The following is a 25,418-nucleotide window of genomic DNA, read 5'->3' on the forward strand; positions in this document are numbered from 1 at the left end:
CTCGGTACATCAGGTACACCAAGTTGATGCTATCGCAGCGGTGCGACGATTCGACAAGTCAGCTCCCACCTTTGACCGAGTATGGCTCTGCTGTTGCTGTTGCTCTGGCCCTTACATCCTTTTCGATGACGAAGTTAGCGGTCTTTGGCGGATTGCGGGCATGCCGAGCCATAGCGAGGCACCGAGTGTTGGGGCGAGGACCTTTTGGTTACTTTTGACTGGGCCGGCATTCCGGTCCTTGCAAAAGTGACCCGCTGTAAAAGCGGAACCAATATCAGCCGTTACCCAAATAACGGATATGTACTCAGCCATTCAAGCCAACCCCGCAGCCACCGCCTTACGCACACTCGCATGCGCCTGAAACGTCTGGTTGGTAGTGCGATAAGCCAACCCCATCACCGCCGCACTGCTGGCATTACCCAGAAACCCCGCCAATGCCGGCGGCAATTTACCGCGCAATAATTCGCCGGTCGCCATGTTGATCGCACTGGCCAGGCTCGTCCAAGCCACCCGCGCCGGCGATTGGTCCAGCACCCGCCCATAATCCTCCAGTGGCAAGCTCGGCTTCCACTGCTGGGTGGTCCCCGCACGCTGGGTATCGAAGTGCTTTTGCAGGTGATTGTCGAGCACCGCAATCACCGTATTGAACGCCGCACGCGTACCCGCCAACGATTGGATCGATTCGGCCAGCGCATCCCCGCGCAGCGGTTGATGATGATCATCCAGCAACGCCGGGCTGGTGAGTGTCTGCCCGGGCGGCAGCACTTTCGGGCTGATGGAATCCTGCACAAAGCCCATGCTCAGCGTCATGGTCCCGTAGGCCCAGCCCAACACCGACATATCGTCCTGGTGGATGCCATGGGTCTTGGTCGGGCCATGCTTGCCGGTCATGCTCAGGCTGGCTTGCATCGACTCGCGGGTAATCGCATAGATCACATTGCGCAGTTGCGTCGCCAGCACCCGCGCACTCAGCGCGCCGTCACCCCGTGAAGCACCCAATGCGCCCATGCCCAGGTAGACCGCTTCGGCAATGATCTGGTTACGCGTGACGTTGCGCGAATCCCGCTGCATTTGCTGGCGTAGCGCGTCTTGTTTGGCCGGCAGCAGGGCGTTCCATTTCCGTTCGCTGAGGGCAAAGTGGCCGCGCACCGCCACACTGGACTCGTTGCCCAACCGATCCAGGCGCGGCTGACGCACGTAGATTTGGGTGGCGACCGAGGCCAGGGAAATCGCCGCCTGCAAGGCCAGCGCACCCCCCGGGCTTTTTTTCGCCAGCCCGTCGGCCAGCGCGCTATAGGTGTGCATGAACGCCACTTCGCGCAGGTAGGTGGGCACGCCGCAGGTCGCCATTTGCTGCAAGGTCTGCCCGGCGGCGGCCAGGGTGGTGCGCCCGGACGGCAGGTTGGCGGCGCTGTCGCTCCAGACTTGCACTGCGCCCTGCTTGAGGTTGTGGCCTGCGGCTACGCCATAGCCGCTGACGCTGGTCCAGGCACTGCCGGCGGCTTTCCAGCCGGGCGCCAGGTAGCTGCGATGGAAGGCTTGCCCCAACCCGCTGACTTGCGCCGCTGCGCGTGCGGTATAGCCGGGTGGTGGGGCTGCCGGTTCGCCGCGTTCCAGCTCGTCAGGCGTACGCGTGCGGCGCAGGGGTTGCAACGCGATGGCCGGGTTTGGCGGCGCCATGCCACCTGCCGGGGCAGGTCTTCTCATGTCCATGCAGGGTTCCTTGGTGTGGTGGCAGCGGGTGAAGGTGGGGTGGCAAAACTGTCGGCCAGCACGCCGAAATCCAGCAGCCAGTCGGCGAAGTCTTCGCCGTTCAGCGCGGTGCTGTTCCAGCGCGCTTGCAGTGTGCTGCCGTGTGGCGCAAGGGCTACGGCGCTGTGGGTCAACAGGATCAATTGCAGGTTGGCCCGCAGGCAGCGTTCGCGTTGGCTTGGGGTGCGCAGGGCGGTCTCGATCGGCGTGCTGACCAGCAAGTGGCAGCGGTCGCCGTCGGCGATCACTTCGAAGCTGCGTCCGTTGGCTTGGATCACGCCCACGGTGTGGATCTGCTCCGGCACTGGTGCGCTGACGCCCAGGCGCTGCAGGGCGCTTAGCAGCAATGGCCGGTGCCAGTCCTGGTGCAGGGCGGCGTGGGCCGATTCAAGGCTGGGTGCGGCCTGGGCCGGTACGGGGCCGGCGGGTGTACCGGCGCTTCCCGGCCCGGCGTTGAGTGCTGTGGCGGCGGCTACCAGGCTTTCGCCCAGCGCCAGCAGGTGGCCCAACTCGTCGCTCAGTTGTGCGCCGTCTGCATCGGGGCGCGAGGTCAGGCGTTGCACCAGCAAGCCTTCGCCGGTTTCGCTCATGGCCAGGCTGCAACTGCTCATCGCCGACACCCCGCAGTTGGCCCGCAACAACAGTTCGCTCCAGGTTTCGACAGGCAATCCGTTGGGACGTCGCAGCAGTCCCAAGGCGACCCATTGCGGTACCGGTAGAGTTTGCCAGGGAGAAAGTTGCAAGGTCATGCCGGGCAAATTCAGCACGGCATCCCGGGCAAAATCCCGGGCCAGGGCAGGGGGCACGCCGAGGCGTTCGCCAGCCTCGAGCAACCAGGCGCCGACGGTTTTTTCGAGGGGCAATGAAGGTGCGGATTTCATCGGTCAGACTTCCGAAAGTTTTGACTCGTATTGAAACCTTTTAATATTGCAGTTTCGTGAATTAACCGCTCTGGATCAGGGTTCTTCGAGCTGAATGATGTCTGCCGTGACCTCGTCCAATTGCTTGATCACCTGATAGATATGCGCCACTTCCAACAGCGTGGGCCGCGGGATATGGCGGCCGGTTCTGACCTTGTACAACGCCCGTGCCAGCCACACGCATTGCACTACCGGGATCTTGGCTTTTTGCGCGCGCTTGATCAGCGCCAAAGCGTCCTCGTCCTCGCCCTTGCAATGAATCACCGGCAGCGGCGTCTGCCCGGGCCGGTAGTACAGCGCCACCGCATAGTGCGTGGGGTTGACCAGCAGCACATCGGCCTCTTCGACGGGTTTGCGCGGCGGTGGCGGCGCGCCGTTGAGCAGTTCCTGAGCCAGGTGTTTGCGATGGCCTTTGACATGCGGGTCGCCCTCGGACTGCTTGTATTCGGTCTTGATGTCCTCGTGGCTCATGCGCAGTTTTTTCGCGTGGAAGTACTTCTGCATGGCGAAGTCGACCATCGCCATGACCAGCAACAAGCCCAGGGTGGCGTGCAGCACACTGCGAAACACCGCGAGCAACGCATGCCAGTAGGTGGTCAGGTCGGTGTCGGCCAGCAACACCAGCTTGCCCAGTAGCGGCTTGATGGAGACGTAGAGGGTGATGGCGATCACCAAGGCCTTGAGGATACTCATTAGCAGGTTCATCAGGCTTTGCCCGGAAAACATCTGCTTGAGGTGCGAGATGGGGTTTATTTTGCCCAGGTCGATTTTCAATGCCTTGGGCGCAAACAGGAACCCGATTTGCAGCCAGCTGCCCACCAGGCGCATCAGGATCGCCACGCCAATGGTCATCAAGGTGAAGGAGACAAGTGTCCACACGGCTTCGCCACCCAACTCCACCAAGGTGTGCATGAACGGTTCGCGCAACCGTTGCAAGGGCAGCGCGATCAGCGTTTGCAGGCGGTTCACGCTGTCATCGGCGGCCCCCAGGCACACCTCGCTGACGCCCAGCAGCACCAACAGCTTGGTCAGGTCCTGGCTCTGCCCGACCTGGCCTTTTTCCCGCGCATCGCGTTCGGCCTTGGGCGTGGCCTTTTCGGTTTTTTCACTCATGGCACGTGCACGATCTGGCCGAGGATGAACTTCAGGTCCAGCCAGTGCTTGAGTTCGCCGTTACCAAAATCCAGCAAGGTCGGCAGGTACACCAGCAAAAACAGCAGACCGGCCATGCTCTTGGCCGGCATCGCCAACACCGACACGTTGAGTTGCTGGGCATACAGGCCTACGATGGCGAAGGCCGCTTCGATCAGCAGCAGCAAGCCAATGAACGGCGCGGCGTACAGCAGGGCGTGCTGCAGGGTGCGGTTCAGCTCCCCGAGAAACACGTCGAGGCCCTGGATATCCATGCCGGGCAACCAGGCGGTGGGCGGCCAGATCACGTAGCTGTCCCAGATCACTTGGGTGATCAGCGACAGGCCACCCGACAGGATCACCAGCATGATCAGCATTTCCTGGAACAACTCACCCAGGGGCGTGGCGTCCGGCCCCAGGGACGGGTTGAGCTGGCCGCCACTCAGGGCGCCGCGCTGGCTGTCCAGCAGGGCGCCGGCGGTGGCAAACATCCAGAACGGCGCGTACAGCAACAGGCCCAGGAAGATGCCCAGCACCGACTCCTTGACCAGCAGGCCGGCGATTAAAAACCAGTCGTCGTTCTGTGCCGCCAGCACCCGGCCGATGCTCGGCGCCGGGATCAGTGAGACAGCAATGGTCACGCCGTAGCGCAGCGGCCCCTTCAAGTATTTGAAGCAGAACGCCGGCACCAGGATCATGCACGGCAGAATCCGCGCCATGGCCAGCCCCGTGCCGAGCATCAGCTCGAACAGATGCTCGCCGTCAAACGGAATCAATGCGCGCCACCGGTGCGTGCGATCAGGTCGAACGCCAGGTTGATGAACGAGATCAGCTCCACGCCGATCCAGCGCCCGGTGGCGGCCAGGGTCAGGCCCACGGCGGCCAGCTTGACGCCGAAGGGCAGGGTCTGGTCCTGAATCTGCGTCAGGGCCTGCAACAGCGAGGTCAGCACGCCCACCAATACCGCCACCAGCAACGGCGGGGCGGTAAGGATCACCACCAGATACATGCCTTGCTTGAACAGCTCCAACGCTTCCACGGCCACACTCACAGATAGGAATAGAACAGGCTGTCGAGCAAGCGTGACCAGCCTTGCACGAGCACGAACAGCAGCAGCTTGAGGGGCAGCGAAATGGTCATCGGCGACACCATTTGCATGCCCAGCGCCAGCAGCAGGTTGGAAACGATCAGGTCAATCACAATGAACGGGATGTAGATCAGAAAGCCGATCTGAAACCCGGCCTGCAGCTCCGAGAGCACGAACGCCGGGATCGCCAGCAGCAGGTCGTTGCTGGTGGCTTTATCGGCCATCTCGGCCGGCCACATGCGGTGGGTGTTTTCCAGCAGATGGGCCTGCACATCCGGGTCTGTATTGCGGGTCATGAAGTGCAACAACGGCTGGATGACCGTGTTGGCGCTGGCCTCGAGCTTTTCGGTGGTGCCGATCTGCAGCGGGTTGTCGTTGATCCGTTGCTGAATCTCATGGGCCACCGGGGCCATGACGAACAGCGTCGCGGCCAGGGCAATGCCATACATCGCGATGTTCGGCGGCACCTGTTGCACGCCGATGGCGTTGCGGGTGATCAGCAGCACCATGGAGATCTTCAGGAACGCCGTGCAGACGATCAGAAACAGCGGGATCAACGACAGCGCGCCCAAAAACAGCGCGAGCATGATCGGGTTCATGCCGTCCAGAATCATCGATCAAACACCACACGGGTAATCCGCAGGCCCAGGCGCCCATCTACGTCTACCAGCTCACCGTGGGCAACCACACGTTCGCCATGGCACAAGGTGGCTTCACCTGGCGCGATGCCGGTAATACCCACCACCGAACCCGGCGCCAGGCGTTGCAGCGCGTCGAGGGTAAGGCTGACAGCGCCTGCGCGTACCGTCAGTTCAAGGCTCAAACCGTTCAGCGCCGAGGCGGGCGCGGCGTCGTGAGCTGGCATGTCTGTCGGGGCGTGGTCGTCCCAGGGTTGCCCAGGTTCTTCGTCGAACGGGACACTGGCTTCTTCCTCGCCCACGTCGCTGTCGGCCCCAAAGTGTGGCTCATTCATGGTGCAGGTCTTCCTCGTGAATCAGCCGCAGCTGCAAATGGTCGTTCAAGGTTTCGCTGTGTACGCGCCACAGGCGCTCACCCAACTGCAATCGGCCCTGGCCCTGGGGGTCGAAGCGCGGGGTGGCGGGCAGCAACACATCGCCGGGGCGTAATGAGCGCAGTTCATTGACGCTCAGCTGCAAGCGGCCGAGTTCCAGCGGGTAGTGCAAGGGCCAGTCCTGCGGCCATTGCTGTTCGAGGTAGTGCCAAGGGGCGGCATCGAACAGCTGTAGCAGGGTGTCGGCGCTGCACTTCACTACTCCGTGGACCCGCTCGCCGCCGCGCTCGACACTGATGCGGCACTCCAGGCACTCGGCCAGCGGTGGGCGAGCCTGCGGTAAGGGTTCGAGAGGCGAAAGCAGGTCGTAAATAGCGTCTGGAAACTGTTGATTGATCAACTGCCAGTACCACGCTTGCAGTTCTCCAGCGGCAATGACCGGGGTTTCCCCCAGCAGGCTCAACAGCGCGTCGGCGTTGCTCAGTTGCAGCGGGCCGTGTTTGCTCGACAGGTTCAGGCGCAGGTCATCGGGGTAGCTGCCAGGCGGCAGCAAAGGGCCCAGGGTCAGGTACCCGGACGTTTCGCCGCTGCCATACGCCAGCCAGCGTCCGCGCCCCAGCGCCTGGCACGCGTTCGCCATCGTCGATGACATGCGCCGCAGTACCAGGGCTTTCATGCATCACCCGCCGGCTGTAGAGACAGCTCCACGGCATGGCCCAGGGCCTGGGAAAACGCCTCCTCGCAGGCGGGCTGATGGCGGCCCAGGCGCTCCAGCACATCGCGACGCGAGAAGCTCAGGCGGATCGCCCAATGGCCGGGATTTTTTTGCGCCTGGATCTGCACCTTGCCCAGGTTGGGCATCAGCAGGGTGGCGCTGAACGGGCGATTGCCCACGTCTGGCAGCCGCAGTGCCAGTTCATCGACCAGCTGTGTCGGGACGCCCTCGATGGGCGTGAACATTGAAAAATGGCTGCTCCCACCGTCCTGTGAGCCGGACTGATCGTCCTGCTCGCCCGGCAGCGGCGCGATCAATTGCTCAAAGAGCACACCGTCGGCGTCCAGCTGCGGGCTGCTGTCACTCAGCACTCGGCTGTCGGCCTGACGGTTGCGCAGAGCGTCACTGCGCTTGGGCGGCGGGTTGCCGGGCGGATAAGGCGTGGCGGGCACGGCGGCGGTTTTTGCCGGCGCCGGGGGCGGTGCCAGGTGCTTGATCGGCTCAGTTCTCATCAAGGCTCTCACTCATGCAGGCGAGTTTTTCCACCGCACGCTGGCGCGCCTTGACGGCTTGCTGCGCCTGCTGCAGTTGGTGTTCCTGCTCCTCGATGCGCCCGCGCAACTGGCTGACGCTCTGACGGATGTGCGCAAGGCGGTCGAGCATGCGTCGCTCCTTTTCGTGCCAACGGTCGATGTCGCTCAGCTCCATGGTTCTTTCCAGGTGCGTGTCCGACAGCTGTCGGCGGCGCAGCTTCTGGTTATCGCGTTCCTGATTGAGCGAAGCCGTGCTGATCAGCAACTGCTCGTGGAGCTGGTGCAGCTCCTGATCGATTTGCCGGCGAGCACGCTCGGCGCTTGCCTGACGGTGTTGTCGCAACGGTTTCAGGACGCCGATAGCGTGCTCCAATGCAGCGCGGTCCAGCTCTACTTCCAGGTCTTCGTCCATGTTCAATCCGGTAATTGCGAGGTGATGTAATCGAGGCGCGCCAGGGTGTCGTCAAGGCTCACAGGCTCCCGCAGGTCCTGGCGCAGGAACTGGTTGATGGTTTCGTGCAGGTGCACCGCGCAGTCGGTGACCGGATCCGTCCCAGCCTGGTATTCCCCCAGGCGCAGGAGCATTTCCACTTGTCGGTAGGCGGCCATTAACTGGCGCAGGCGGTTGTTGTTGCGCACGTGTTCGCGGCTGGTGATATTGCCCAGGATCCGGCTGATGCTGGCCGGCACGTCGATGGCGGGGTAGTGCCCGCGTTCGGCCAACTTGCGCGACAACACAATGTGCCCGTCCAGCAGCGAGCGCACTTCGTCGGCCACCGGGTCGTTCATCGAGTCGGCCTCGATCAGCACCGTATAAATCGCGGTAATCGAGCCGTTTTCACTCATGCCGGCGCGCTCCACCAGCTGCGGCAGCAAGGTGTACACCGACGGCGGCAGGCCGCCGCGCCCCAGGGGCTCACCGGCGGCAATCCCGATTTCCCGTTGGGCGCGGGCAAAACGCGTCAGCGAGTCGATCAGTAACAGCACTTTCAGGCCGCGCTGGCGGTAGGCTTCGGCAATGGCCGTGGCGGTGAAGGCCGCGCGGGCACGCTCCATGCTCGAACGGTCGGAAGTGGCGCAGATCAGCACCGAGCGCTGGCGCAGTTCGTCATCCAGTTCATGGTCGAGGAATTCACGCAGTTCGCGCCCGCGCTCACCAATCAGGCCGAAAACAATCACGTCGCAGTCGATGTTGCGGGCCATCTCCGCCAGCAGCGTGGTTTTGCCGCAACCGGCGCCGGCGAAGAGGCCGACGCGCTGCCCTTCACCGATCAGAATGGCACTGTCAATCGCGCGAATGCCGGTAGGCAGCGCATTGCTGATACGTGGTTTCTGCATCGGCGGCAACGCGGCGGCAATCACCGGGGTGGTGGTGCGCGGGTCGTGCAAGCCGGCGAAGGCGCCGTCGCCATCGCCCAACAGCGGTCGGCCGAAACCATCGAGCACGCGCCCCAACAGTTGGTCATCCACGCCAATGCGATGGGCCATGCCCAGCGGTTCTATGCGCGCCCCGACCTGGATGCCTTCGGGCGTGCCAAGGGCGCTGAGCAAGGTGCATTGGGGGGTAAAGCCGACGATTTCCGCGAGCATGGTGCTGCCGTCGCCCTTGCTGACCTGGCACAGGTCGCCGATTTTGGCCGCCGGTACCTGGCACTCCAGCAAGATCCCGCTGACCGCCGACACCCGCCCGCTGATGCGCACGGCCGAGCAGTGGGCCAGGCGTGTGCGCTGCTCCTCGGTCCAGCGGGCGAGGGCGGGGTTCACCAGTGCATCTCGATGTGCTGGTCGCCGTCGAACTCGATGTGCTGCTCATCCAGGCGCGTGAGGCGCAGCCCCTTTAACTGGTCGCCGATGTACATCCGGTGGCCGTCGGCCGTTACCAAGTGCGCGTTGTTGCCCGAGATGATTTGCACAATGGCAAACGGCAGGCCGGTGCCCACGGCGGTGACTTTGTCGAGCACCGGCACAGCCGATGCAAAGCGTTCGTTGAAGCCCTTGAGCATGCGCGTGTAGATCGGCAGCGCGTCGTCTTTAAGGTGCCCCTGGAGGACCAGGCCGTCGTCGCTGTCCTCCACACTGACCTCGGTCAGCAGGCGATCACTGAGCAAGGTGCTGAGGCGGCGCCGTACTTCATCACGGCTGGTCAGGTTGATCTTGTCCGATGCTGGCGCCTGCACGGGTTTGGCGGGTGCTGCGGCGGGCGGGCGCTGTTGCGCGACGGCCGCTGGCGCCGGTGCGGCCACAGTGCGGCTCAAGCCCCAAGAGGCGCCTGCCGCACCGACGACCAAACCGGCCAGCACCCCGCACGCCAGCTTTAGCCGCGACACGCGCGGCGGCGGCAGCGGGCGCGGTGCGGCGATCGGCTCGTGCACCGGCGGCCGGGTCGGCGCCACCAGCATTGGCACTTGTGGCCACGCCTCTTCGGCAGGCGCCAGGCACAACCACACATTGCCGAGCACAAAGGTCTGGTTGGGGGTCAGCACGGTGGTGGCGAGGGCATGCCCTTCGGCGTCGTTGATCAGGCTTTGTTCGGCGTCCAGCGCCCAGCCCGCTTCGGTACGGCTCAGGCGACAATGCAGCGCAGCGATGCCTGGGTCGTACAGCGCCAGGTCATGGTCGGCATGGGCGCCGATCAGCCATTGCTCGCCGATCAGCGGCAGTGCGGCGCCCTGGTGCAGGCCATTGAGTACGCGCAGTTCAAACATCGCAGAGGCTCCAGGTGTCAGGCGGCATAGTCGTCTTCTTCCTGTGGGGAATACTCGTCTTCCAGGTCGAAGCGACCCAGCACTTTGACTTCGGCGGCATTGCTGATTTCGGCGAAGGACAGCACCGGCACATGGTGGAATTCATCTTGCAGCAGCGTGCGTAGCGGGCTGCGCAAATCCTGGGCCACCAACATCACCGCGCGCTCGGTGGAGCGCAGCGGGAACGCCATGCGCAGTTGCTGTACCAGCAACAGGCTGGACTCGCTGTTGAGGGCAAAAAAGGTTTCGGTCTGGGTCTGGCGCAAGCTGTCGCGCAGGATGCCTTCGCTTTCCGGGGTCAGCAGCCACACTTGCAGGCCAACCGCGCTGCAATACTGGTTGTAGATCAGGGATTTGAGGGCGATGCGCACATAGTCGTTTAGGGCGGTGACGTCGCGTTCGTGCTGGCCGTGTTCGATCAGCGTTTCGGCAATCACCCGTACGCCGCGCAGCGGTACGCATTCCGATGCCAGGCGTTGCAGCACCTGGGAAAAACGCGCCAGCGGCACCACGCGCTGCAGCTCCTGGGCCACTTCCGGTTGTTCCGACTCCAGCCAGCCGAGGATCGCCTTGGTTTCCTGCAAACCGATAAATTGTGGCCCACATACCTGCAAGGCGCGCTCCATGCGCTCGATGATCAATGTGCTGGCGGTCACCACCGGCAGGCTCTGCAACTGTGGCGCGTCGACGGGCATCCACAGCCATTGGCTTTCCTGGCGGTCCACGGTGCCGGTGATGGCCTGTTCCAGCTGATCGACGACTTGTGCCTGGCCGTCAATGGCGACATGGGTCTGGCTCAGGGTGGCCTTGAACATCGGCACTTCGTAGACCACGAAGCGGAACTCGTCCTGCTCGAGATGGGACAGGTATTCGATGATGAACGAGGGCAACGTCAGGCCGTAATTGACCACCAGGCGGTTGCGACGCTGACGGATCTCGCTGACCAGTGATTCCACCAGTGCACGGTTCTGTGAGGGGTGAAATTGCAGCACAAACTGCCGGCTGGGCAGGAACATCCGCAAGTCTTCCTTGCCATTGTTCTCGGGGGCGACGTGTACCGGTTGTTCGGTCACCACCTTGGGTTTGGCCCGCTGCAATTGCAGGAAACCGCCAAGGCTGCAAATGATGGCGATGGTGATAAATACGGCGGTGGGCATTCCCGGCATGGCGGCAAAGCCGAGCATGGCCACCGAGGCGATGATCCACGCTTTGGGCTGGCTGGTGATCTGTTCGGCAATTTCGCGGCCGATGTTGGCGTCGGCCGCCGCGTTGTCGTTGCTCACGCGCGTGATGATCATGCCCGAGGTCACGGAGATCAGCAGGGCCGGAATCTGCGCGATCAGGCCGTCGCCGATGGTCAGCACGGTGTAGAGCTGCACCGCATCGCCGGCGCTCATGCCATGTTGGATAACGCCGATGGAGATGCCGCCAATCATGTTGATGGCCACGATGATCAGGCTGGCGATGGCGTCGCCATTGACGAACTTCATCGCTCCGTCCATGGCCCCGAACAGCTGGCTTTCCTTGCCCAGCTCAGAGCGCCGGCGCTTGGCTTCCTGCACGTTGATCAGGTTGGCGCGCAGGTCGCTGTCGATGGACATTTGCTTGCCGGGCATCGCATCGAGGGTAAAGCGTGCGCCCACTTCGGCAACCCGTTCCGAGCCCTTGGTGATCACCAGAAAGTTGACCACCGTGAGGATCATGAAGATCACCATGCCCACCGCCAGGTTGCCGCCCACCACGAACTGGCCGAAGGCCTGGACGATGTGGCCGGCATCCTGGTTCAGCAGGATCAGGCGCGTGGTCGAAATCGACAGCGCCAGGCGAAACATGGTGGTGATCAGCAGCACCGACGGAAACGTCGAGAAAGCCAGGGGCCGGGGCAGGTGCATGGCCAGCATGATCAGCAGGCAGGAGATGCAGATGTTGACCGCAATCAGGATATCAACCAGCCAGGTCGGCAGCGGCGTGATCATCATGAACACGATGGCCAGCACCACAAATGCCCCCACGATCTCGGAGCGGCGCATGGCCGCCAGGGCGATCTGGTTCAGCAGGTTGACGATCTTGTGCATCAGACAGGTCGCCCCTTGGCCAGTTTTTGCTCTTGCTGGGTCAACTCGGCCATCAGCATCAGCAAGTTGCCCAGGGCGTTCTGACGGGCCTTGAGGTCTTTCCACAACAGGATCGGCAACTGTTGCAGCATCGGACGCAGGCCATTGAGAAACGACAGCTGATGCTTGAGTTGTGAGCCACCAATAAATTGCGTCAGCTGCAGGGTTTCATGCACGTTCATGCCCTTGCCCGACAACACCAGCAGGTGCTTGAGAAAGGTCGGTGCGTTGAGCTGCAACGCCGGGTTCTTGCCGCGCATGCGCCCCAGCAAGTGTTCGCAGTTGTGCAACAAGGTGGATACATGACGGGCGGTATTAAGGCCGTGCATCAGCGTGCGCAGTTGCTGGCGGGTGCTGGACGGGGTGAAGGCGGCCATGTCGTCGGCGATCGCGCTGCGCAGGTCGCGCAGGGTCGGCTCGAAGTGGTGCTCGCCTTCTTCCTGGCCGAGGAGGGTGTCGATCAGGCTGGAAATCGTGGGTTGGCCCACTACGCCGTTGTAGTAAAGGTCGCGCAGGGTTTGCCGGCGGCGTGGGTTAAGGCTGGAGCGGGCAAAGGCGCGGGCCGTGTTGATGCCCGCGCGTGCGCGGTTACCGTGTTGGTGACGCAGCACCCGCAGTTGCTGTGACAGCAGCACGTGCTCCTCGCTGGCACCTTCGTTAAAGGCTTGGCGCGCGGCGGCTTGCAGCATCACATGGGCTTTTGCCGCATCGCCGCCGGCCGAGCGCAGCACCTCATCGAGGATGCTGTTGTCGATCACCTTGCGCTTGAGTTCCTTGCGCAAATTGCGCACCACGGAATCGAGGTTCAAGTCTTGGGTGCCCATCAGCAACTGGTACAGCTCACCCAGTTTCATCGCTTTGGACTGCAGCGCCGTGCTGCTGATCACCAGGTCGCGCTGGCTCAGTGACTGGCTTTGCTGGATCAGTGCCGAGGTGAATCGGGCAACTTGCTGCGGCGTGCTGCCCTGGTCTTTGGCGATCGTCGGCGCCATCGCCGCAGACGTGGCTTCGGGCCTTGGCGTAACCGGGAAAACAGGCTGGATCGCGACGATGGGGTTGAACGCGGAAATTTTCATGGCGCGGCACTGAACGCAAGGGATCATGCGTAGTGAGTGGGAGTTTTTGAAAACAGGTTCCACTTAATAAGGCAATAGAAAAAGTGTGCATAAATATGTATTGATCAAGATACGTTTGTGCAGAATCTTGCATTTTTTCAAAAGCCTTAGAAAAAATATGCTTATAAAACAGCCAGATAGGCCTTGTGTATTTATGGCATGTATATCGCTCTATAAGCCGGACATATCTTGAAATGGTATTTGTCCATGTGTGTGATCGATTCGCTGACGTTTTCCACTCATATCTCCGCGCTTCGCCAACTCGATGAGACGCTGTTGCAGAAGGTTCGGTTGTTCATCAGAAAGAAGGTGATGAACCCCGATGATGTCGAGGACCTGCTGCAAGGCACCTTTCTTGAAGCGTTGCGAAACGAGCATAAATTTCGCAATGAATCGCTGCTGCTGACCTGGCTGTGCGGTATCGCGATGAACCTGATTCGCAGCCATTTTCGCCAGCTCTACAACCAGCCATTCCAGGCCTGCCTGGAGGAGCGTGAAGTGCTGGATATTACCGATCAGAGCGATGTCTTCAGCGAGGTCAACGGCAGCCGTCAACTGGTGCGGGTGGTGGGTGCCATCGCCACCTTGCCGCTGAACATGCAGGAGATCATCCACGTCTCAATGGAAATGGAGGGCAACTACCTGGACACCGCCTCGCAACTCGGGGTGCCGGTGGGGACGGTGCGCTCGCGGCTGTCGCGGGCGCGTGAGCAACTCAAGCGGCGAGTCTCCAGCGGATTTTGATCTGCGCGGCACAGATGGCCAATTAATTACACAGGAGGAGGGAACCTCTTGTGGCTCTGGTCCCACGCATTACAAATGTCCAACAGAAAGTGGCGGCCCCTATGCGCATTTCCAATTCCCCGTTTTCCAGTAGCAGCTCTGTCGCAGATTCCCAGGCGTCGCCCGCAGCGTCGGACGCTCAGGGCGATGCTGGGCCTGCCAAAAGCGGCGGCGTGCAGTTCGGCTCCCAGGCTCAGCCGCTGGAGTTCCTGAAGCAAACGCAAGATACGCTGAATGCGGGCAACGCCCAGATCGCGGATTTCGAGAAGCAGCTGGGCACTGAGTTGAACTCGTTCAAAAATCAGATTGATCAGTTCATGAAGAACTTGTTCAACCCGCCGGCTGACCCGCAGTCGGCACCCGGCCCTGCGTCGGCGCCAGGGGCAGGCGCAGCTTCAGGCGCTGCGCCTGCAACAGCATCTGCGCCGACAACGGCGGCAGCGCCCGTGCAAGGCGCGGCCCCGGCAGCACCACCCGCGGCACCAGCGACCAGCTCGGTAGCGCCTGCCAGTGACAGCGGCAAGTTCCTGGACGACTCCAAATACAACACCCCGGATGCCTTGAAGCGCTGGGCGCCGATGGTCGCGAACCTGCCGCCCGACCAGCAGTTGCAAGCCGAAAAAGAACTCAACCGACCCATCGCCGCCGCGCAGATGGCCCAGGAAGGCGGGGCCAATGGTGCGCAGGCCATGGCGTTCATCAAGGCCAACCCGGCGCTGAAAAATGCCATCGATACCGCGATCAACCCCAAGGCCGACGGGATCATCAACAACAAAGACCTCAGCAAGTTCGTCAGCCAGATGCAAAGCTCCGCCGACGGCGCCAGCAAGGACCTGGCGGCGTACCAGAAGGCCAACCCGAACGCCGACGAGCAATCGCTGCAAATGGTGATCTCCGCGTCGGTGATGCGCGCCAACGAACCCTTGACTGCCGCTGCGGACCCGGCGCACGCCGCAGGTGCCAACGGCCAGACCAAGGTTGATGGCCTCACCGATCAGGCCGGCCTGGCCGCGTTGCAAAACAGCAACCCGGGGCTGGCGGGTGTGACACGTCAAGCCGCCAAGACCTGGTCGCAACCGGGCTTTTTCAACCTGCTCGATCAAGGCGGGCTGTCGGGTCACGCGCTGGCGGCCCATAGCCCGGATGGCTTGTTCAACGCGGCAAATATCAGTGGCTGGATTAAAAACCAGGCGCCAAAAAATGGCGGCGAATTCGCCAGCATGGTCAGCGATGCCGCGACCATCAATGCGGCGGCCAACGTCGATATCAGCAAGCTGGGCGCCGACGTTTTCAAGAACCCGCAGAATTACTCCGGCGCGCAAAAAGCGGCGGTGATGGTCAAGTTGCAACAGACCAAACTGAGCGTCGATGCAGGCAGCGACCTGCGCAAAACCGGCGATACCGAAAAAGCCCTGTCCGACGATATCAGCCAATTGCAAAACGACCCGGACGTGCAGGCCTATCTGCAAAAAGCCGTGCCGGAACAGGAAAAAGCCCTGGTAGCCAGCGACCCCTCGCTGACCAAGGCGGTTTACGACCAGATGAAGAACGTCAACAACGGCTCGGCCCTGAGCGCGGATATGGGAACGGCCGAGAAGAACATGAAAAAGGGTGCCGCGGCGCCCGACTACAGCGGCGCGGCCAACGGCCTGTCGGCCCAGTTGCAGTTGCAGCAGGATTTGCTTGGCCCCAACGCCAAGGTGCCGACGGCGCAGCAGGTGCTGGGCAACCAGCCTGCGCTGCAATGGAAAATGCAGGACGCTTACCAGGCCAACTTCACCCAGGGCGGCGAGTTGCAGCAGGGCCTGAGTGGCAAGAAACCCGACGCCACCCAGGCGCTGCAAACCGTGAACGATCACCGCGCGGCCTATGAAAGCGTATTGCCGCCCGCGTTTGTCGGCGGCCAGCAGGCGGGCTTCCAGAGTTCTACCCTCGATGCCTTGCAGCAGTCCAAGGCCGGTCGCAGCTTCCTCAACAGCGCGGCTAATGGGGATGCAACTGCCACCGCGACCCTGGCGATGACGGCCACGCAAAAGGCGCAGAACGTCAAAGACGACGTGGATGACGTCAAGAAGGGCATCAGCGGCGTCAAGGACGGTGTGGACGCGGTGCGCTCGATGGCGGGCCACGAAGCCACCGTGGGCCTGGGCCGCATGGCGGCCGGTGCGGCGATTCGCGTGGGGGTGGCAGTGGGTGCAGAAGCTGCCGGGGCCATGGCTGCCAGCGTTATCGGCGCCGCTGCCGGCCCTATCGGCTGGGCTGTGGATGCCCTTGCCAGTATTGGCCTGGCCATCGCCGCGATCATTGCGGCGGTGAAGAAGCACGCAGAAGCCAAGGCGTTCGACCATAACGTCGACCCGACGCTCAACCAGTTCGGCATCCCCAAACCGCATTGATCAACACACCTCGTTCCTGAGATTAGTCACCAAGGAGTACTGCTTTGAATATTTCCCCTGCGTCGCTGCGGACCGCGATTCAAGACATTGAGAAAGACCTTGAGAAAGTGCTGGGCCAGGGTGCCCAGCCTGCCTCAGCGCAGCATGGGCAAGCTGGGCAGGGCGCGCCTGCCGGGGCCAAGGAGCTGACTGCTGCACGCCCGGATAAACCTATCGACTTCGGCACGCCTTCAGACCCTTCCTCGACCACCACACAGCCCAAGTCGGCTGATCAGAAAAGTGACGCGGACCAGAGTGGTTCGCTCAATCAGATGATCGAAGACATCCTCAAGGTGGTGATGCAGTTCCTGCAGTCACTGATGCAAAAAAATGGCGACTCGGGGTCCGATAGCGGCGATTCTGGCTCGTCCAAGCCTGCCCCGCAAATTCCAAGTAGCGGCGTGGCTAACCAGGGCGGTGGCGCTGCTGCTCCAGCGCAAGCTGCCCCGGCGGCCGGCAACGCGCCTGCGAGCGCTGCGTCGGGCAACACCAGCGTGACTGGCAGCGGTGACTTGCACCTGCCGCCGGCACTGGAACCGTATCGCGCCGACATCCAGGAAGCCGCACAGAAAACCGGGATGCCCGCCAGCGTTATCGCCGGGCAGATCTGGGCCGAATCCCGTGGCGATTCGAATGCGTCCAGCACCAACGTCAACGGCAAGACCGATGGCGGCTTGATGCAGGTCAACGCCGACACTGCTGCGCAAATGAAGAGCGAGAACCCGGACAAATTCAACGGCAACGCGATCCACGACAACATCATGGCCGGCGCGCTCTATCTGCGTGACCAGAGCAAGGCGTTTGGCGGTGATATCGGTGCGGCGCTGCGTGCGTACAACTCGGGGCCGGACAAGGTCAACCGCAATAACCTGGCGGACGTCGGCGGCGTGGGCGACCCGGACTACGTGAAAAACGTGCAGAACTTCGCCCAGATCATCGGCAGCGGCCAGGGGCAATTACCGGCTTAAAAACATTATTCACCCGTGTAGGCAGTACTTTGCTACCCGATTTGGCAGGAGGCTGTAACTATGAGTAATCCCCCAAGAATCAGTTCTCATCCACCGGTATTGCCAGAGTTGGCATTTGAAGTAGAGCGACGCAACCAGGGCATCCAGATGCAGCCGCTGGGCCATAGCGCGACAGCCGGCGCCGCGCCGGTCAGTAGCGTCAATGATCCCCAGGTGCTGTTGGACCTGGAGCAAAAGATGGCGGATATTTTTGCCCCGCATGAAACGCCCGACAACAAGCAGGCTCTTGGCGCATTGGTCAAGGACCGCGCCGGGCAATTGCAGGCGATGGGGCAGACGGCGGCCGATGTGGAGCGTTTGCTCGACAAGGCCACGCGTATGGATCGGGTAACATTGCCGGCATTGGGGGCGATGGGTTCGGCACCTTTTGCAGTGGCCTCGGTGCTGCTCGACAAGGTGCCGGACATCACTGAAAAGGCTGCTGGAAACCCGTCCTATACCGGGTTTATTGCGGGTGCGTTTTCGGGCGCGATCGACACCGCAGCCAATGGCGTGCTGGGGCGTACTACCCATGATTCAATGTGGCTCAAAGCGCCGGCAGAGGTGCTTGAGCCGGTGATGCAGCACGCACAGGAGGCCAGGGGGTCGGAGAACCTGGGCCGACATGCGCTGGATTCGGCGCTGGCGAATCAGACGTTCAGTTTGAGTAACGTCGCCCGGGGCCTGGTGGCAACGGCATTGATGGGCACCGGCCACCCCAAGGCGGCTGCGGCGGCGAATACGGTGTTTGGTTCGGCCGGCGGCATGGCGGCTGGCGCCGGGTATGCGGTGGCCACGCGCCGCAGTGACCTGCACGCCCACCGCGCCGGCCCCGAATACCTGTTCGGGCGCCAGGATTGGAAAAAGCAGTATGAAACCCTCAGGGATTGCAGCCCCACGCGCGACCCGTTGATCAACAGTGGCAAGCGCTTGGCCAAACTGCCGCTGGACATCATGACGGATACGGCCAAGTCCCTGAGGGGCGTCATTTCAGCCAGCAGTGCAACGGCTAACGGTTTGGCGCTGGGCGGTGGCGGAGCCTTGGCAACCGTAGCCCGTAGCCTGGTCAAGGGCGCTGCGGCCAAGGCGGGGTTCTCGCCAGCGGCCATCGCTGCCGCAGACGGCGCCACCAACGTTGGCATGTCGGCGATGACGTTTGGTGCTTACGGAGCGTTGGGTGTGTTGACTGATCCGGCCAGCAAGGCTGCGACCAAGACGTTGCAAGAAGACGTGCCAGCCAAGGCGATGAGTGCGGCAACCGCTGTGGCCGAAGGTCTGTCGTCGGCCGCCGAGGCGGGTGCCAATACAGTCGCCGGGTTGGCGAACCGGTTACGCCAGCGCCCGGCGCGGGGGGTTGATCCGCAAGGTGGCTCCGAGGTCTGATCGGCGAGTTCAAAAAAGCCCCGAGGGTTCGCTCCCGGGGCTTTTTTTTGCTTGTGTATCAGCCGCGAGAGCTGTCGGCCGCGTATTGGTTGCGCAGGGGAAGTCCATGTTCTGTCCGTATGCTGTTTTCGGTAAACGCTTCGTTCTTGTACTTGCCCAGGCCGACGGCGCGTTCTTCCTCATTCGCAGCCGGGGTACCTGCGGTATAGCGGTCGCCCACACCGCCGGTGTAAGTACCTTTCATGATCCGATAGCCGTGCACCATTTCGTGGGCCAGGGAGACGAATGAGAGTTTTTTGTTGGAGTCCAGGAACGGCATGCCTGCCTCGTCGACGGCCACATATTGCTTATGGTTGAAGTCCACGTTGGTGCTCGTGCCAGTGCCTTTTTGCATTCCGCTTTTAAACGCAAGCTTTGAGGCTATGGCGTTGTTCTCCTGGCTGAACTCTGAGTCTGGTACACCGTTGGCAGCGGCCTGTTGCGTGGTGAGCTTGGGCCGTGCGGTGGTATTGGTATGGGCATCAACCACGCTGATCGTCATGGCTCTGCCGTTGGTGCTGAGCTTGCCAATTTCAGCAATCAGGCTTCTACCGTTGGGCCTGCTCGCGAGCTTGGTAAGGGCTGACTCGGCTTTGTTGTAGTCATCCTGGTCATGAGCCTTGATGAGGATGTGTGGGGCGATGACGCTGTTTTGAATTCTCATTGCAGAGGTCCTGTGGCGTGTTTACTTGAGTGTGATGCTTTGCTGGGTCAACAGACTTTTGTTCAGGTCGCTGGCCGCGGAGGTCTGTTTGTCCCGTGGTTTTGCAACGTTGTGCCGGGTGATGACGTCGACGTGATGGCAGAACCGGTCGAAGTACTCCACGAAACCTTCCGGGGTGAGTGCCGAGAGCGACTCTTTGCCCCACACCACAATCAGCTCCTCGGCAGCCAGTGCGCTCACAACAATGCTGTGTGCGGCGTCCACGTTGAGGTTGATCTGCAGCAGTTCAAGGAGGAAGTCAGCGCTGTAGCCACGGTGAAGCGGGGTTGATGTGCTGAGTGTGACGTTGGCGTCGGCGAGGTGGATCTGGATCGTTGCGCCGTTGGCCAAAACGAGGTCAACGCACGCGCCATGCTCAAGCGTCGGTGCAGGGCGGCGCATCATCAGGAACAGGTGATTGACCAGTTTTTGAAACGAGTCTTGGTAGTTCATTGCTTACCTTCAGTTTTCAGCCATTCAAATCTAAATGAGTGGGGAAAACCGGGGTCAGGTTCCTGGCTGCGGGCGAAATAGGCGCGGCGCCACTGCGCAGTGATGCCTGCGTTCTGGCGCAAGTCTCAGGGAACCCATCTGCGTGGTTACCCACTCACGGAAATGCTTGAAAAAACTGTGCGGCGAAGCGCTCCCGATGTTCCCACCTAGTGAGGCAATTCGATGAACCCTGTTGGTCCTGTAAACCACGTTTTTAGGCAGCCTGCGATTGCATCGCAAAGCGTTGGCACACCCAAGGCATCACCCGTTGCTTCCAAGGTTGTTGTTCCGCAGTTTCCAGTCGATAGAAGCGGGCATATCGATATGCCCGCCCAGGAAATATTGGCGAGCCTGTGCGCGAAGAATGAGGTGACTTACCTGGCTGACACCCACGGCAAACTTGGGATTCCAGCATTCGTCAGCGGGGCGGCCAGTAAACTCAAAGAGGCTGGGGTCGAAATGGCCGGGGTTGAGTTCGTCAAGTATTCAGAGAATGCTGCCTTTCAAGCTGCCTTGGCCCATGGCGAGGGCGCCGTTCAGGATTTTTTGAATAAGGACTGGGGCAAGCATGGTTACGAATGGACCGGTCGCGTGGCCAAGGCGATCTGTGACTTAAAGAATGCCGGCATAAAAGTAGTCGGCATCGACCGCGCTGTTGCGGGGCCGGCACCTACCAATCTGCGTGAGTCATTGGCCTACATGAGAAAAAGGCTGGCGTTGAATGGTGCGTGGGACATGGCGCTTGTCCGAGAGCTGTCAAGCGCATCCATGAGCAAGGCGATTGTGTGGGGCGGCGCGACTCACTTTCGAACAGGCGATGCAAATGGGCCCAGTGACATGCGTCCTGGGCCGGTGATGGGATTTGCCTTCGAAGGTGAAAAGGACGCTCTGGCCCTGGGGCAGAGTCGGATGCGCTCGCTTGATAATAAACCGCTGATCGAAACCACCATCGCGAAGAGCTAGCCTGCACCCTATTAGGGATGCAGGCAGGCGTGGGCGGCTCAGATCACGTAGAAACCGTGGGTGCCGTCGCGCGCCAGCACTTCTTCGGCGGCCAACGAGGGCGTGTGGCGCTCGCTCTCAACCAACTCGCCGAAGGCCTTGCTCGGTACGTTGACGTCGATAAACAACTCGCCACCGGCGCGCCGCCAGCCGTCCAGGCCACCTTCGAGCAGGCTGACCTGGGTGTAGCCCAACGCAACCAGGCGTGCGGCGGCGCGTTTGGCCAACCCTTCGCCATTGTCGTAGACCGTCACTTGGGTATCGCGACGGGGAATGCGCGAATACACCTCCAGCTCCAGCTTGGACAGTGGGATATTCGCAGCGAACAGCGGGTGCGACTCGGCAAAGGGCGCTTCTTTGCGCACGTCGACCAAGGCGACTTCTTCACGGTCCAACAGGGCCTGGCGAATCTGGGCGAAGCTGCGGTTCGATACGGTGGTCATAGGGCAGAGCTCTTTTCTTTGGACAAATCCCAGATGTTCGGGAGGTAGGCGTTGGAATAACCGCAGATAAACAGTTTCTCGCTGCCGTCGGGCTGATACACCGCACGGCGCACGGCACCAATATTGGCGCCGTACACGTGAATGCTGATCGACACCTGGTCGCTGTGGGCATTGCTGACCTGATGGATATCCCCGACCTTGGGCGACACCGCCTCAACCTGGCCGGGCAGCAGTTGGACCGGTTTGCCTTCGTCCACCAGGCCGCCATCGGGCGCCCGTTCAAAACCTTGGGAAAACTCCGCACCGCGCAACATGCCGATCAGGCCCCATACCCGATGGTCGTGTGCCATGTCGTCCGGGAGCGAACCTTCAAAAGTCAGCGACCGTGTTCGAGCCAGCTCACGTCCACTTTTTCCTTGGGGTGGCAGCAAGCAAGAAACCAGACGTTATTGAAAATTTGGAAAAAATCGAGCGGCGCAAAAACCGAGGACGCGCGGTTATCCCCCTACAGCAGTGCCTTGAGCGCGCAGAGCTCTCGGCCGAGGAGGTCGCACGGATTTTAGAAGATTACACAGAGGCACCAGAAGCCATCTTTGAGCTTCTTCAAGGAATGAAGTTTACAGACTCGGCGGTGCCCAGGAGCAGGCGTTTGAAGGGGGAAACAAAAACCATGGGATGCAGGCTCCAGGCAGATCGAATGAGGGTTTGGCTACCTCTGCCTGGAGAAGGGGTCGGTGAGAGGTTCACGTTATGCTCATAAAAACCGGCTGTGAAGTTCTTTTTGGTTATATGTTAATTATTAAAATATTTGATTATATGTTGATTGATTATTCTGTAATTGCATTTTCGGCGCGCAAGGGGGCGAGGGCCAAGAGGTCATCTGGGCGTTGAAAGGTATGCCTGCAAGGGAGCAGCCCTGGAAAGCGGGAACCCAACCGGTCCTTTAACCACTCACTGCCTATCGAAATACGCCGTTACAGGCCGTTGTCGCAACCCAGGAGCCTGCCCCATGCAAAGCCGCTTGAAACAAATCCTGCAGCCGGTTTTCCAACTGATGAAAATCGACGCCAGTGGGCTGGAGGAAAGCCCCGACTATGTCATGACCCTGGAAGGCGGCCTGAAGGTTGAGCTGCGCGAATCGCCCCCCGACTTTCTCACCGTCAGTTGTTTGCTGCCGATTTCCGCCGAGCGCTTCGACGATCCGCAGACCTTGGCGATCCTCCTGCAGACCAACCTGCTGGGGCTGGATCACCCGCCGATTCTGACCGGCGCGATTGTGGAGCAGAAGAAGATCATTGTGTGGACCCGTCAGCCTTTCCTGATGCTCGACATCCACGGGATGAAGCGCTTGTTTGAGCGCTACGTGGAGCAGGCACAAAAGACCGCAGGGTGGCTGGCAAGGCCGCAGGAACCAACGAGCCCCTCTGACCCGCGTGCCGGCGCCGGTTTGCCGCGTGGCGCCAAGCGCCCGTCGCCGAGGCTCTGAAGGGGCCGGAGGGCCATAAAAAAGGCCCCGTCCATTGCTGGCGGGGCCTTGGGTTGAATCCGGGGTGTTTCTAGTTCAAGCCCCCACAGCAACCGCACGACCCGCCATAAGCGGTCGTGGTGGTGGTGCGGGTGAGGTGCAGCTGAATAAGGTTCATGCCCCGATCATGCTGGGCTGGGCGCGCGGCTGTCAACGGGTGCATCCGGTTTCTTCTCGGGCAACAGTGTGTTTCGCGCGGCCTCCAGGAATTCGTCTGACAGGCTGCTGCCGCGTGTCGCACGCGCCAGAGTGACGGCGCCGATCATCATCGCGTACTTGGCCAGCATGGCCTGGCGGTCTTCATTCTGAACCTGCGCAAAGATATCCAGTGACTGTTCAACGCCATCGACAAACGCGCGGTGTAACGCCGTGTCAGCAGGCTCATGGCACATGTCCGGGGTGAAGGCCGATATGGGGCAGCCGTCGCCGGGATTGTCGCGGTGGGTGGCTGAAAAATAATGGCCCAGAATCGCTTCGCGTGCGAACTGCGGGCCCTCACTGCGCTCGAGTTTTTCCTGCCAGCCCAGGTTCGATTGCTCGAATGCCTTCTGGCAGGCCTCGGTGGCCAAGGCTTCCTTGGACGCAAAGTGCCCGTAGAAACCTCCGTGGGTCAGGCCGGCGGCGGCCATCACATCCGACAGGCTGATACCGTGCAGCCCGCGCTCACGAAACAGGTGCGTGGCAGCCTCGACGATGATTTCACGGTTGAGTTCGGCTTGTTTGCGGGAAACGCGAGGCATGGCGGGGCTCTCAGGGTAAATACGGGTGCTGTCTGAAAGTACAGGAATAACAGCCGGTCTAAAATAGATTTGTTGGGGAATGTATTATTCAGGGGGTGCTGAAGTCTGTAAAAGCGCCGTCCATGGCGATAGAGGGGCGCTGACCGGCCTAATCTTGCAGCCGCCGGGCTATCACTCCTGCGTAGCGCCAACCTGTCGCGCCTTGGTTTGCTCTCGCTGTGCGATGGGCATGAAGTCGTATGTCGGAAAGAACTCCGTTGTGTAAACACCCCAGGCGGAGTTTTCAATCGCCAGATTAACTTCGGCAAGACGTCGCGCCGGCAGGCGCAGCACGATCACCTGGCCAATGCCCATGGTTACATTCCAACTGACAACCTCCACCCCGGCGGGCGGGAAAACTTTATGAAATGCCTGCTCGGCAAGTTGTGTTTTCAACGCGCTTAACGGTCGTGACTGGTCGTGCTTGAGGAACACGGTCAACATGACGGCGTTATCGGGTGTGACAGCAATAGTATTTGCGGAAGGGGCGGGGTTGGCCTGTACGGTGACCGCGCCTGGTAGCAGGGTGGCCGCCAGCAGTGCAGGAATGAACAGCGACTTGATTGGGCTACTTATAGTCATCTTGAGTAACTCGCTTGTTATTGTTGGAGGATGGCCAAGTTGCGTTTAGGACGTATTGAATGTTTGACTAGTTCGACATTGCCGTCTTTATCGGGCCATTGTAAGGGGCGTGAACCACATAAATTCGAACGGAGGGGTTGGTGGCCACCATGTCGCGAGGCACTTCGCGGGAGTAAGTGAATTCATGGTCATCAAGTTTTTCCAACCTTCGCACGATGGTTCTGTTCGGTCCAAGGTCAGGGACCAGAATATGGGTCTTCTTGTCGCCGGTGACCAGGAAGTAACCGCCACCGCCATCGGCGTGTTTTGACCGGCCTGTGTCGGTATAAAAGAATTCATAACGGTTGCGCTGCGGGTCCCACATCGATATCCCCACCACGCCGGGGTAATTGGCCTTGACGTCCCGTTCCGGCTCGCCCTCGATATAGACCTTGGTGGTCAACCATTGAGGCGAGGTGGCCAGCGCGTGAGCGTCCGATACAGGCTCAACGGGTTTGGCGTAACTTGCAGACGAGCTGAGTGCACTTATAAGAAACACGCCAGTAAAGGCAAGAATATGTGTTCGCATTGTCGAACTCCTGAGGCGTCAGTGAGGGGGCGTTGATGTTTTGCCATCGGTGCGACGGTAGAAGTTAATTACGACGGTGGATATTAGTTTCAGGTTCGGGAGTGACTCAATGGCTGGGTATATTCCTGTAACAATTATCACTGTGTTTGGGTGAGCAAATAATTTAGATGCGGGTTTTGTCTATTTTTGTTGTAAGAACTTTCCTAAAGATTGAGGTGTGGGGCGGTCGTGATGGCGCCTTTGCGCGCAGCGCCTGCGCAAAGCTGGGGTCGCACTCAAACAATTTATCCGGGCATGCAGTAGCCCTGCGCAGGCCGCTAAAACCATGGGCTTTCAGTATCGATTGGCATGCTGATCGCTGAATGACCACGTAAAACCGATGCCGGCTGCATCATTCTTGACTTTCTTTTTTCAAAAAAATTGGCATGTGTTCCGTACCTGGCAGTTATGTTTGGTACGAGATGCCGCAATTGATCGCCAATCCACTGCAAGACAAAATGTCCAATGCTGTTTTTTCGTACAGCTATGAGTGTCTTGGGTCATCGAAAAGGCGC

The 25,418-nt window shown here is 60.9% G+C and carries 25 protein-coding genes and 2 pseudogenes; 6 read left to right on the forward strand and 21 right to left on the reverse strand.

What is annotated here, in order from left to right:
* Positions 1-312: 312 nt before the first annotated feature.
* The 14 genes from ACA065_RS13270 to sctW form a co-directional block, all read right to left on the reverse strand.
* Positions 313-1,707, reverse strand: a complete 1,395-nt coding sequence (locus ACA065_RS13270) for a hypothetical protein (protein ID WP_497694904.1) — start codon at positions 1,705-1,707, stop codon at positions 313-315.
* Entirely contained in the window at positions 1,704-2,633 is a 930-nt protein-coding gene (locus ACA065_RS13275) for a hypothetical protein (RefSeq protein ID WP_497694905.1), read from the reverse strand. Before ACA065_RS13275 ends, ACA065_RS13270 begins: the two co-directional genes overlap by 4 nt.
* Positions 2,634-2,708: 75 nt before the next feature.
* Positions 2,709-3,785 carry a type III secretion system export apparatus subunit SctU gene (sctU, locus tag ACA065_RS13280; protein ID WP_497694906.1) on the reverse strand — a complete coding sequence of 359 codons (1,077 nt, stop codon included), beginning with the start codon at positions 3,783-3,785 and terminating at the stop codon, positions 2,709-2,711.
* Positions 3,782-4,543, reverse strand: coding sequence for a type III secretion system export apparatus subunit SctT (sctT, locus tag ACA065_RS13285; protein ID WP_497695344.1), 762 nt, complete (start codon positions 4,541-4,543; stop codon positions 3,782-3,784). Before sctT ends, sctU begins: the two co-directional genes overlap by 4 nt.
* 32 nt (positions 4,544-4,575) lie before the next feature.
* Positions 4,576-4,842 (reverse strand): type III secretion system export apparatus subunit SctS, encoded by a 267-nt coding sequence (gene sctS, locus ACA065_RS13290; RefSeq protein WP_200434318.1) that lies wholly within the window; start codon positions 4,840-4,842, stop codon positions 4,576-4,578.
* A gap of 8 nt (positions 4,843-4,850) precedes the next feature.
* Complete coding sequence (gene sctR / locus ACA065_RS13295) at positions 4,851-5,504, reverse strand: type III secretion system export apparatus subunit SctR (protein ID WP_200434317.1); 654 nt, start codon at positions 5,502-5,504, stop codon at positions 4,851-4,853.
* Positions 5,501-5,863, reverse strand: a complete 363-nt coding sequence (locus ACA065_RS13300) for a FliM/FliN family flagellar motor switch protein (RefSeq protein ID WP_497694907.1) — start codon at positions 5,861-5,863, stop codon at positions 5,501-5,503. The genes sctR and ACA065_RS13300 overlap by 4 nt, the downstream gene beginning before the upstream one ends.
* On the reverse strand, positions 5,856-6,578 hold the full coding sequence (locus ACA065_RS13305) for a type III secretion system protein (RefSeq protein ID WP_497694908.1): 723 nt from the start codon (positions 6,576-6,578) through the stop codon (positions 5,856-5,858). Before ACA065_RS13305 ends, ACA065_RS13300 begins: the two co-directional genes overlap by 8 nt.
* On the reverse strand, positions 6,575-7,129 hold the full coding sequence (locus tag ACA065_RS13310; RefSeq protein ID WP_497694909.1) for a type III secretion system HrpP C-terminal domain-containing protein: 555 nt from the start codon (positions 7,127-7,129) through the stop codon (positions 6,575-6,577). The genes ACA065_RS13305 and ACA065_RS13310 overlap by 4 nt, the downstream gene beginning before the upstream one ends.
* Positions 7,119-7,562: a type III secretion protein gene (locus ACA065_RS13315; protein ID WP_497694910.1), complete on the reverse strand. Its 444-nt coding sequence runs from the start codon at positions 7,560-7,562 to the stop codon at positions 7,119-7,121. The genes ACA065_RS13310 and ACA065_RS13315 overlap by 11 nt, the downstream gene beginning before the upstream one ends.
* Positions 7,563-7,564: 2 nt before the next feature.
* Positions 7,565-8,914 (reverse strand): FliI/YscN family ATPase, encoded by a 1,350-nt coding sequence (locus tag ACA065_RS13320; RefSeq protein ID WP_497694911.1) that lies wholly within the window; start codon positions 8,912-8,914, stop codon positions 7,565-7,567.
* Positions 8,911-9,855, reverse strand: a complete 945-nt coding sequence (locus ACA065_RS13325) for an FHA domain-containing protein (RefSeq protein ID WP_497694912.1) — start codon at positions 9,853-9,855, stop codon at positions 8,911-8,913. Before ACA065_RS13325 ends, ACA065_RS13320 begins: the two co-directional genes overlap by 4 nt.
* Positions 9,856-9,872: 17 nt before the next feature.
* The gene (gene sctV, locus ACA065_RS13330; protein ID WP_200434310.1) at positions 9,873-11,969 is read right to left on the reverse strand and encodes a type III secretion system export apparatus subunit SctV; all 2,097 of its coding nucleotides are present in this window, start codon (positions 11,967-11,969) and stop codon (positions 9,873-9,875) included.
* Positions 11,969-13,084, reverse strand: coding sequence for a type III secretion system gatekeeper subunit SctW (gene sctW / locus ACA065_RS13335; RefSeq protein WP_497694913.1), 1,116 nt, complete (start codon positions 13,082-13,084; stop codon positions 11,969-11,971). The genes sctV and sctW overlap by 1 nt, the downstream gene beginning before the upstream one ends.
* A gap of 246 nt (positions 13,085-13,330) precedes the next feature.
* Here sctW and ACA065_RS13340 point away from each other — a divergent pair, with 246 nt between their 5' ends.
* The 4 genes from ACA065_RS13340 to ACA065_RS13355 all read left to right on the forward strand — a co-directional run bounded on the left by ACA065_RS13340 (position 13,331) and on the right by ACA065_RS13355 (position 18,731).
* Positions 13,331-13,867, forward strand: a complete 537-nt coding sequence (locus tag ACA065_RS13340) for an RNA polymerase sigma factor (protein ID WP_438869574.1) — start codon at positions 13,331-13,333, stop codon at positions 13,865-13,867.
* A 101-nt stretch (positions 13,868-13,968) separates the two neighbouring features.
* Entirely contained in the window at positions 13,969-16,302 is a 2,334-nt protein-coding gene (locus ACA065_RS13345) for a type III effector HrpK domain-containing protein (protein WP_497694914.1), read from the forward strand.
* 44 nt (positions 16,303-16,346) lie between these two features.
* Complete coding sequence (locus ACA065_RS13350) at positions 16,347-17,309, forward strand: lytic transglycosylase domain-containing protein (RefSeq protein WP_497694915.1); 963 nt, start codon at positions 16,347-16,349, stop codon at positions 17,307-17,309.
* Positions 17,310-17,369: 60 nt separating this feature from the next.
* Positions 17,370-18,731: a hypothetical protein gene (locus ACA065_RS13355; protein ID WP_497694916.1), complete on the forward strand. Its 1,362-nt coding sequence runs from the start codon at positions 17,370-17,372 to the stop codon at positions 18,729-18,731.
* A gap of 58 nt (positions 18,732-18,789) precedes the next feature.
* Here ACA065_RS13355 and xopG read toward each other — a convergent pair whose 3' ends face one another.
* Positions 18,790-19,434, reverse strand: a complete 645-nt coding sequence (gene xopG, locus ACA065_RS13360) for a XopG/HopH/AvrPtoH family type III secretion system effector (RefSeq protein WP_497694917.1) — start codon at positions 19,432-19,434, stop codon at positions 18,790-18,792.
* Positions 19,435-19,455: 21 nt separating this feature from the next.
* Positions 19,456-19,926, reverse strand: a complete 471-nt coding sequence (locus tag ACA065_RS13365) for a type III secretion system chaperone family protein (RefSeq protein ID WP_497694918.1) — start codon at positions 19,924-19,926, stop codon at positions 19,456-19,458.
* 222 nt (positions 19,927-20,148) lie between these two features.
* Between ACA065_RS13365 and ACA065_RS13370 the strand changes: the two genes are divergently transcribed.
* Entirely contained in the window at positions 20,149-20,928 is a 780-nt protein-coding gene (locus ACA065_RS13370) for a Type III secretion system effector HopBA1 (RefSeq protein WP_497694919.1), read from the forward strand.
* A gap of 71 nt (positions 20,929-20,999) precedes the next feature.
* On the opposite strand, the pseudogene ACA065_RS13375 reads toward ACA065_RS13370, so the two are convergent.
* Both ACA065_RS13375 and ACA065_RS13380 read right to left on the reverse strand, forming a co-directional pair.
* A pseudogene (locus ACA065_RS13375) lies at positions 21,000-21,410 on the reverse strand (rhodanese-like domain-containing protein); the annotation flags it as partial.
* Positions 21,407-21,754, reverse strand: a pseudogene (locus tag ACA065_RS13380) (cysteine dioxygenase family protein); the annotation flags it as partial. The pseudogenes ACA065_RS13380 and ACA065_RS13375, both read right to left, overlap by 4 nt.
* 665 nt (positions 21,755-22,419) lie before the next feature.
* On the opposite strand from ACA065_RS13380, the gene ACA065_RS13385 reads away from it, so the two are divergent.
* A complete protein-coding gene (locus ACA065_RS13385; RefSeq protein WP_497694920.1) occupies positions 22,420-22,896 on the forward strand; it encodes a hypothetical protein in 477 nt (158 codons plus the stop codon).
* Between the two features lie 164 nt (positions 22,897-23,060).
* On the opposite strand, the gene ACA065_RS13390 is transcribed toward ACA065_RS13385, so the two are convergent.
* The 3 genes from ACA065_RS13390 to ACA065_RS13400 all read right to left on the reverse strand — a co-directional run bounded on the left by ACA065_RS13390 (position 23,061) and on the right by ACA065_RS13400 (position 24,864).
* Positions 23,061-23,675 (reverse strand): TetR/AcrR family transcriptional regulator, encoded by a 615-nt coding sequence (locus ACA065_RS13390; protein ID WP_497694921.1) that lies wholly within the window; start codon positions 23,673-23,675, stop codon positions 23,061-23,063.
* Between the two features lie 171 nt (positions 23,676-23,846).
* On the reverse strand, positions 23,847-24,296 hold the full coding sequence (locus ACA065_RS13395; RefSeq protein ID WP_497694922.1) for a hypothetical protein: 450 nt from the start codon (positions 24,294-24,296) through the stop codon (positions 23,847-23,849).
* A gap of 67 nt (positions 24,297-24,363) precedes the next feature.
* Complete coding sequence (locus ACA065_RS13400) at positions 24,364-24,864, reverse strand: DUF4822 domain-containing protein (RefSeq protein WP_497694923.1); 501 nt, start codon at positions 24,862-24,864, stop codon at positions 24,364-24,366.
* Positions 24,865-25,418 lie beyond the last annotated feature (554 nt).

This window comes from Pseudomonas sp. LBUM1640 (assembly GCF_059716225.1).

What these genes read in the sequence shown, in the direction of transcription:
- ACA065_RS13270 (WP_497694904.1), bottom strand. Translation starts at nt 1,707, where the DNA reads ATGAGAAGACCTGCCCCGGCAGGTGGCATGGCGCCGCCAAACCCGGCC.
- ACA065_RS13275 (WP_497694905.1), bottom strand. Translation starts at nt 2,633, where the DNA reads ATGAAATCCGCACCTTCATTGCCCCTCGAAAAAACCGTCGGCGCCTGG.
- sctU (WP_497694906.1), bottom strand. Translation starts at nt 3,785, where the DNA reads ATGAGTGAAAAAACCGAAAAGGCCACGCCCAAGGCCGAACGCGATGCG.
- sctT (WP_497695344.1), bottom strand. Translation starts at nt 4,543, where the DNA reads ATGCTCGGCACGGGGCTGGCCATGGCGCGGATTCTGCCGTGCATGATC.
- sctR (WP_200434317.1), bottom strand. Translation starts at nt 5,504, where the DNA reads ATGATTCTGGACGGCATGAACCCGATCATGCTCGCGCTGTTTTTGGGC.
- ACA065_RS13300 (WP_497694907.1), bottom strand. Translation starts at nt 5,863, where the DNA reads ATGAATGAGCCACACTTTGGGGCCGACAGCGACGTGGGCGAGGAAGAA.
- ACA065_RS13305 (WP_497694908.1), bottom strand. Translation starts at nt 6,578, where the DNA reads ATGAAAGCCCTGGTACTGCGGCGCATGTCATCGACGATGGCGAACGCG.
- ACA065_RS13310 (WP_497694909.1), bottom strand. Translation starts at nt 7,129, where the DNA reads ATGAGAACTGAGCCGATCAAGCACCTGGCACCGCCCCCGGCGCCGGCA.
- ACA065_RS13315 (WP_497694910.1), bottom strand. Translation starts at nt 7,562, where the DNA reads ATGGACGAAGACCTGGAAGTAGAGCTGGACCGCGCTGCATTGGAGCAC.
- ACA065_RS13325 (WP_497694912.1), bottom strand. Translation starts at nt 9,855, where the DNA reads ATGTTTGAACTGCGCGTACTCAATGGCCTGCACCAGGGCGCCGCACTG.
- sctV (WP_200434310.1), bottom strand. Translation starts at nt 11,969, where the DNA reads ATGCACAAGATCGTCAACCTGCTGAACCAGATCGCCCTGGCGGCCATG.
- sctW (WP_497694913.1), bottom strand. Translation starts at nt 13,084, where the DNA reads ATGAAAATTTCCGCGTTCAACCCCATCGTCGCGATCCAGCCTGTTTTC.
- ACA065_RS13340 (WP_438869574.1), top strand. Translation starts at nt 13,331, where the DNA reads ATGTGTGTGATCGATTCGCTGACGTTTTCCACTCATATCTCCGCGCTT.
- ACA065_RS13345 (WP_497694914.1), top strand. Translation starts at nt 13,969, where the DNA reads ATGCGCATTTCCAATTCCCCGTTTTCCAGTAGCAGCTCTGTCGCAGAT.
- ACA065_RS13355 (WP_497694916.1), top strand. Translation starts at nt 17,370, where the DNA reads ATGAGTAATCCCCCAAGAATCAGTTCTCATCCACCGGTATTGCCAGAG.
- xopG (WP_497694917.1), bottom strand. Translation starts at nt 19,434, where the DNA reads ATGAGAATTCAAAACAGCGTCATCGCCCCACACATCCTCATCAAGGCT.
- ACA065_RS13365 (WP_497694918.1), bottom strand. Translation starts at nt 19,926, where the DNA reads ATGAACTACCAAGACTCGTTTCAAAAACTGGTCAATCACCTGTTCCTG.
- ACA065_RS13370 (WP_497694919.1), top strand. Translation starts at nt 20,149, where the DNA reads ATGAACCCTGTTGGTCCTGTAAACCACGTTTTTAGGCAGCCTGCGATT.
- ACA065_RS13385 (WP_497694920.1), top strand. Translation starts at nt 22,420, where the DNA reads ATGCAAAGCCGCTTGAAACAAATCCTGCAGCCGGTTTTCCAACTGATG.
- ACA065_RS13390 (WP_497694921.1), bottom strand. Translation starts at nt 23,675, where the DNA reads ATGCCTCGCGTTTCCCGCAAACAAGCCGAACTCAACCGTGAAATCATC.
- ACA065_RS13395 (WP_497694922.1), bottom strand. Translation starts at nt 24,296, where the DNA reads ATGACTATAAGTAGCCCAATCAAGTCGCTGTTCATTCCTGCACTGCTG.
- ACA065_RS13400 (WP_497694923.1), bottom strand. Translation starts at nt 24,864, where the DNA reads ATGCGAACACATATTCTTGCCTTTACTGGCGTGTTTCTTATAAGTGCA.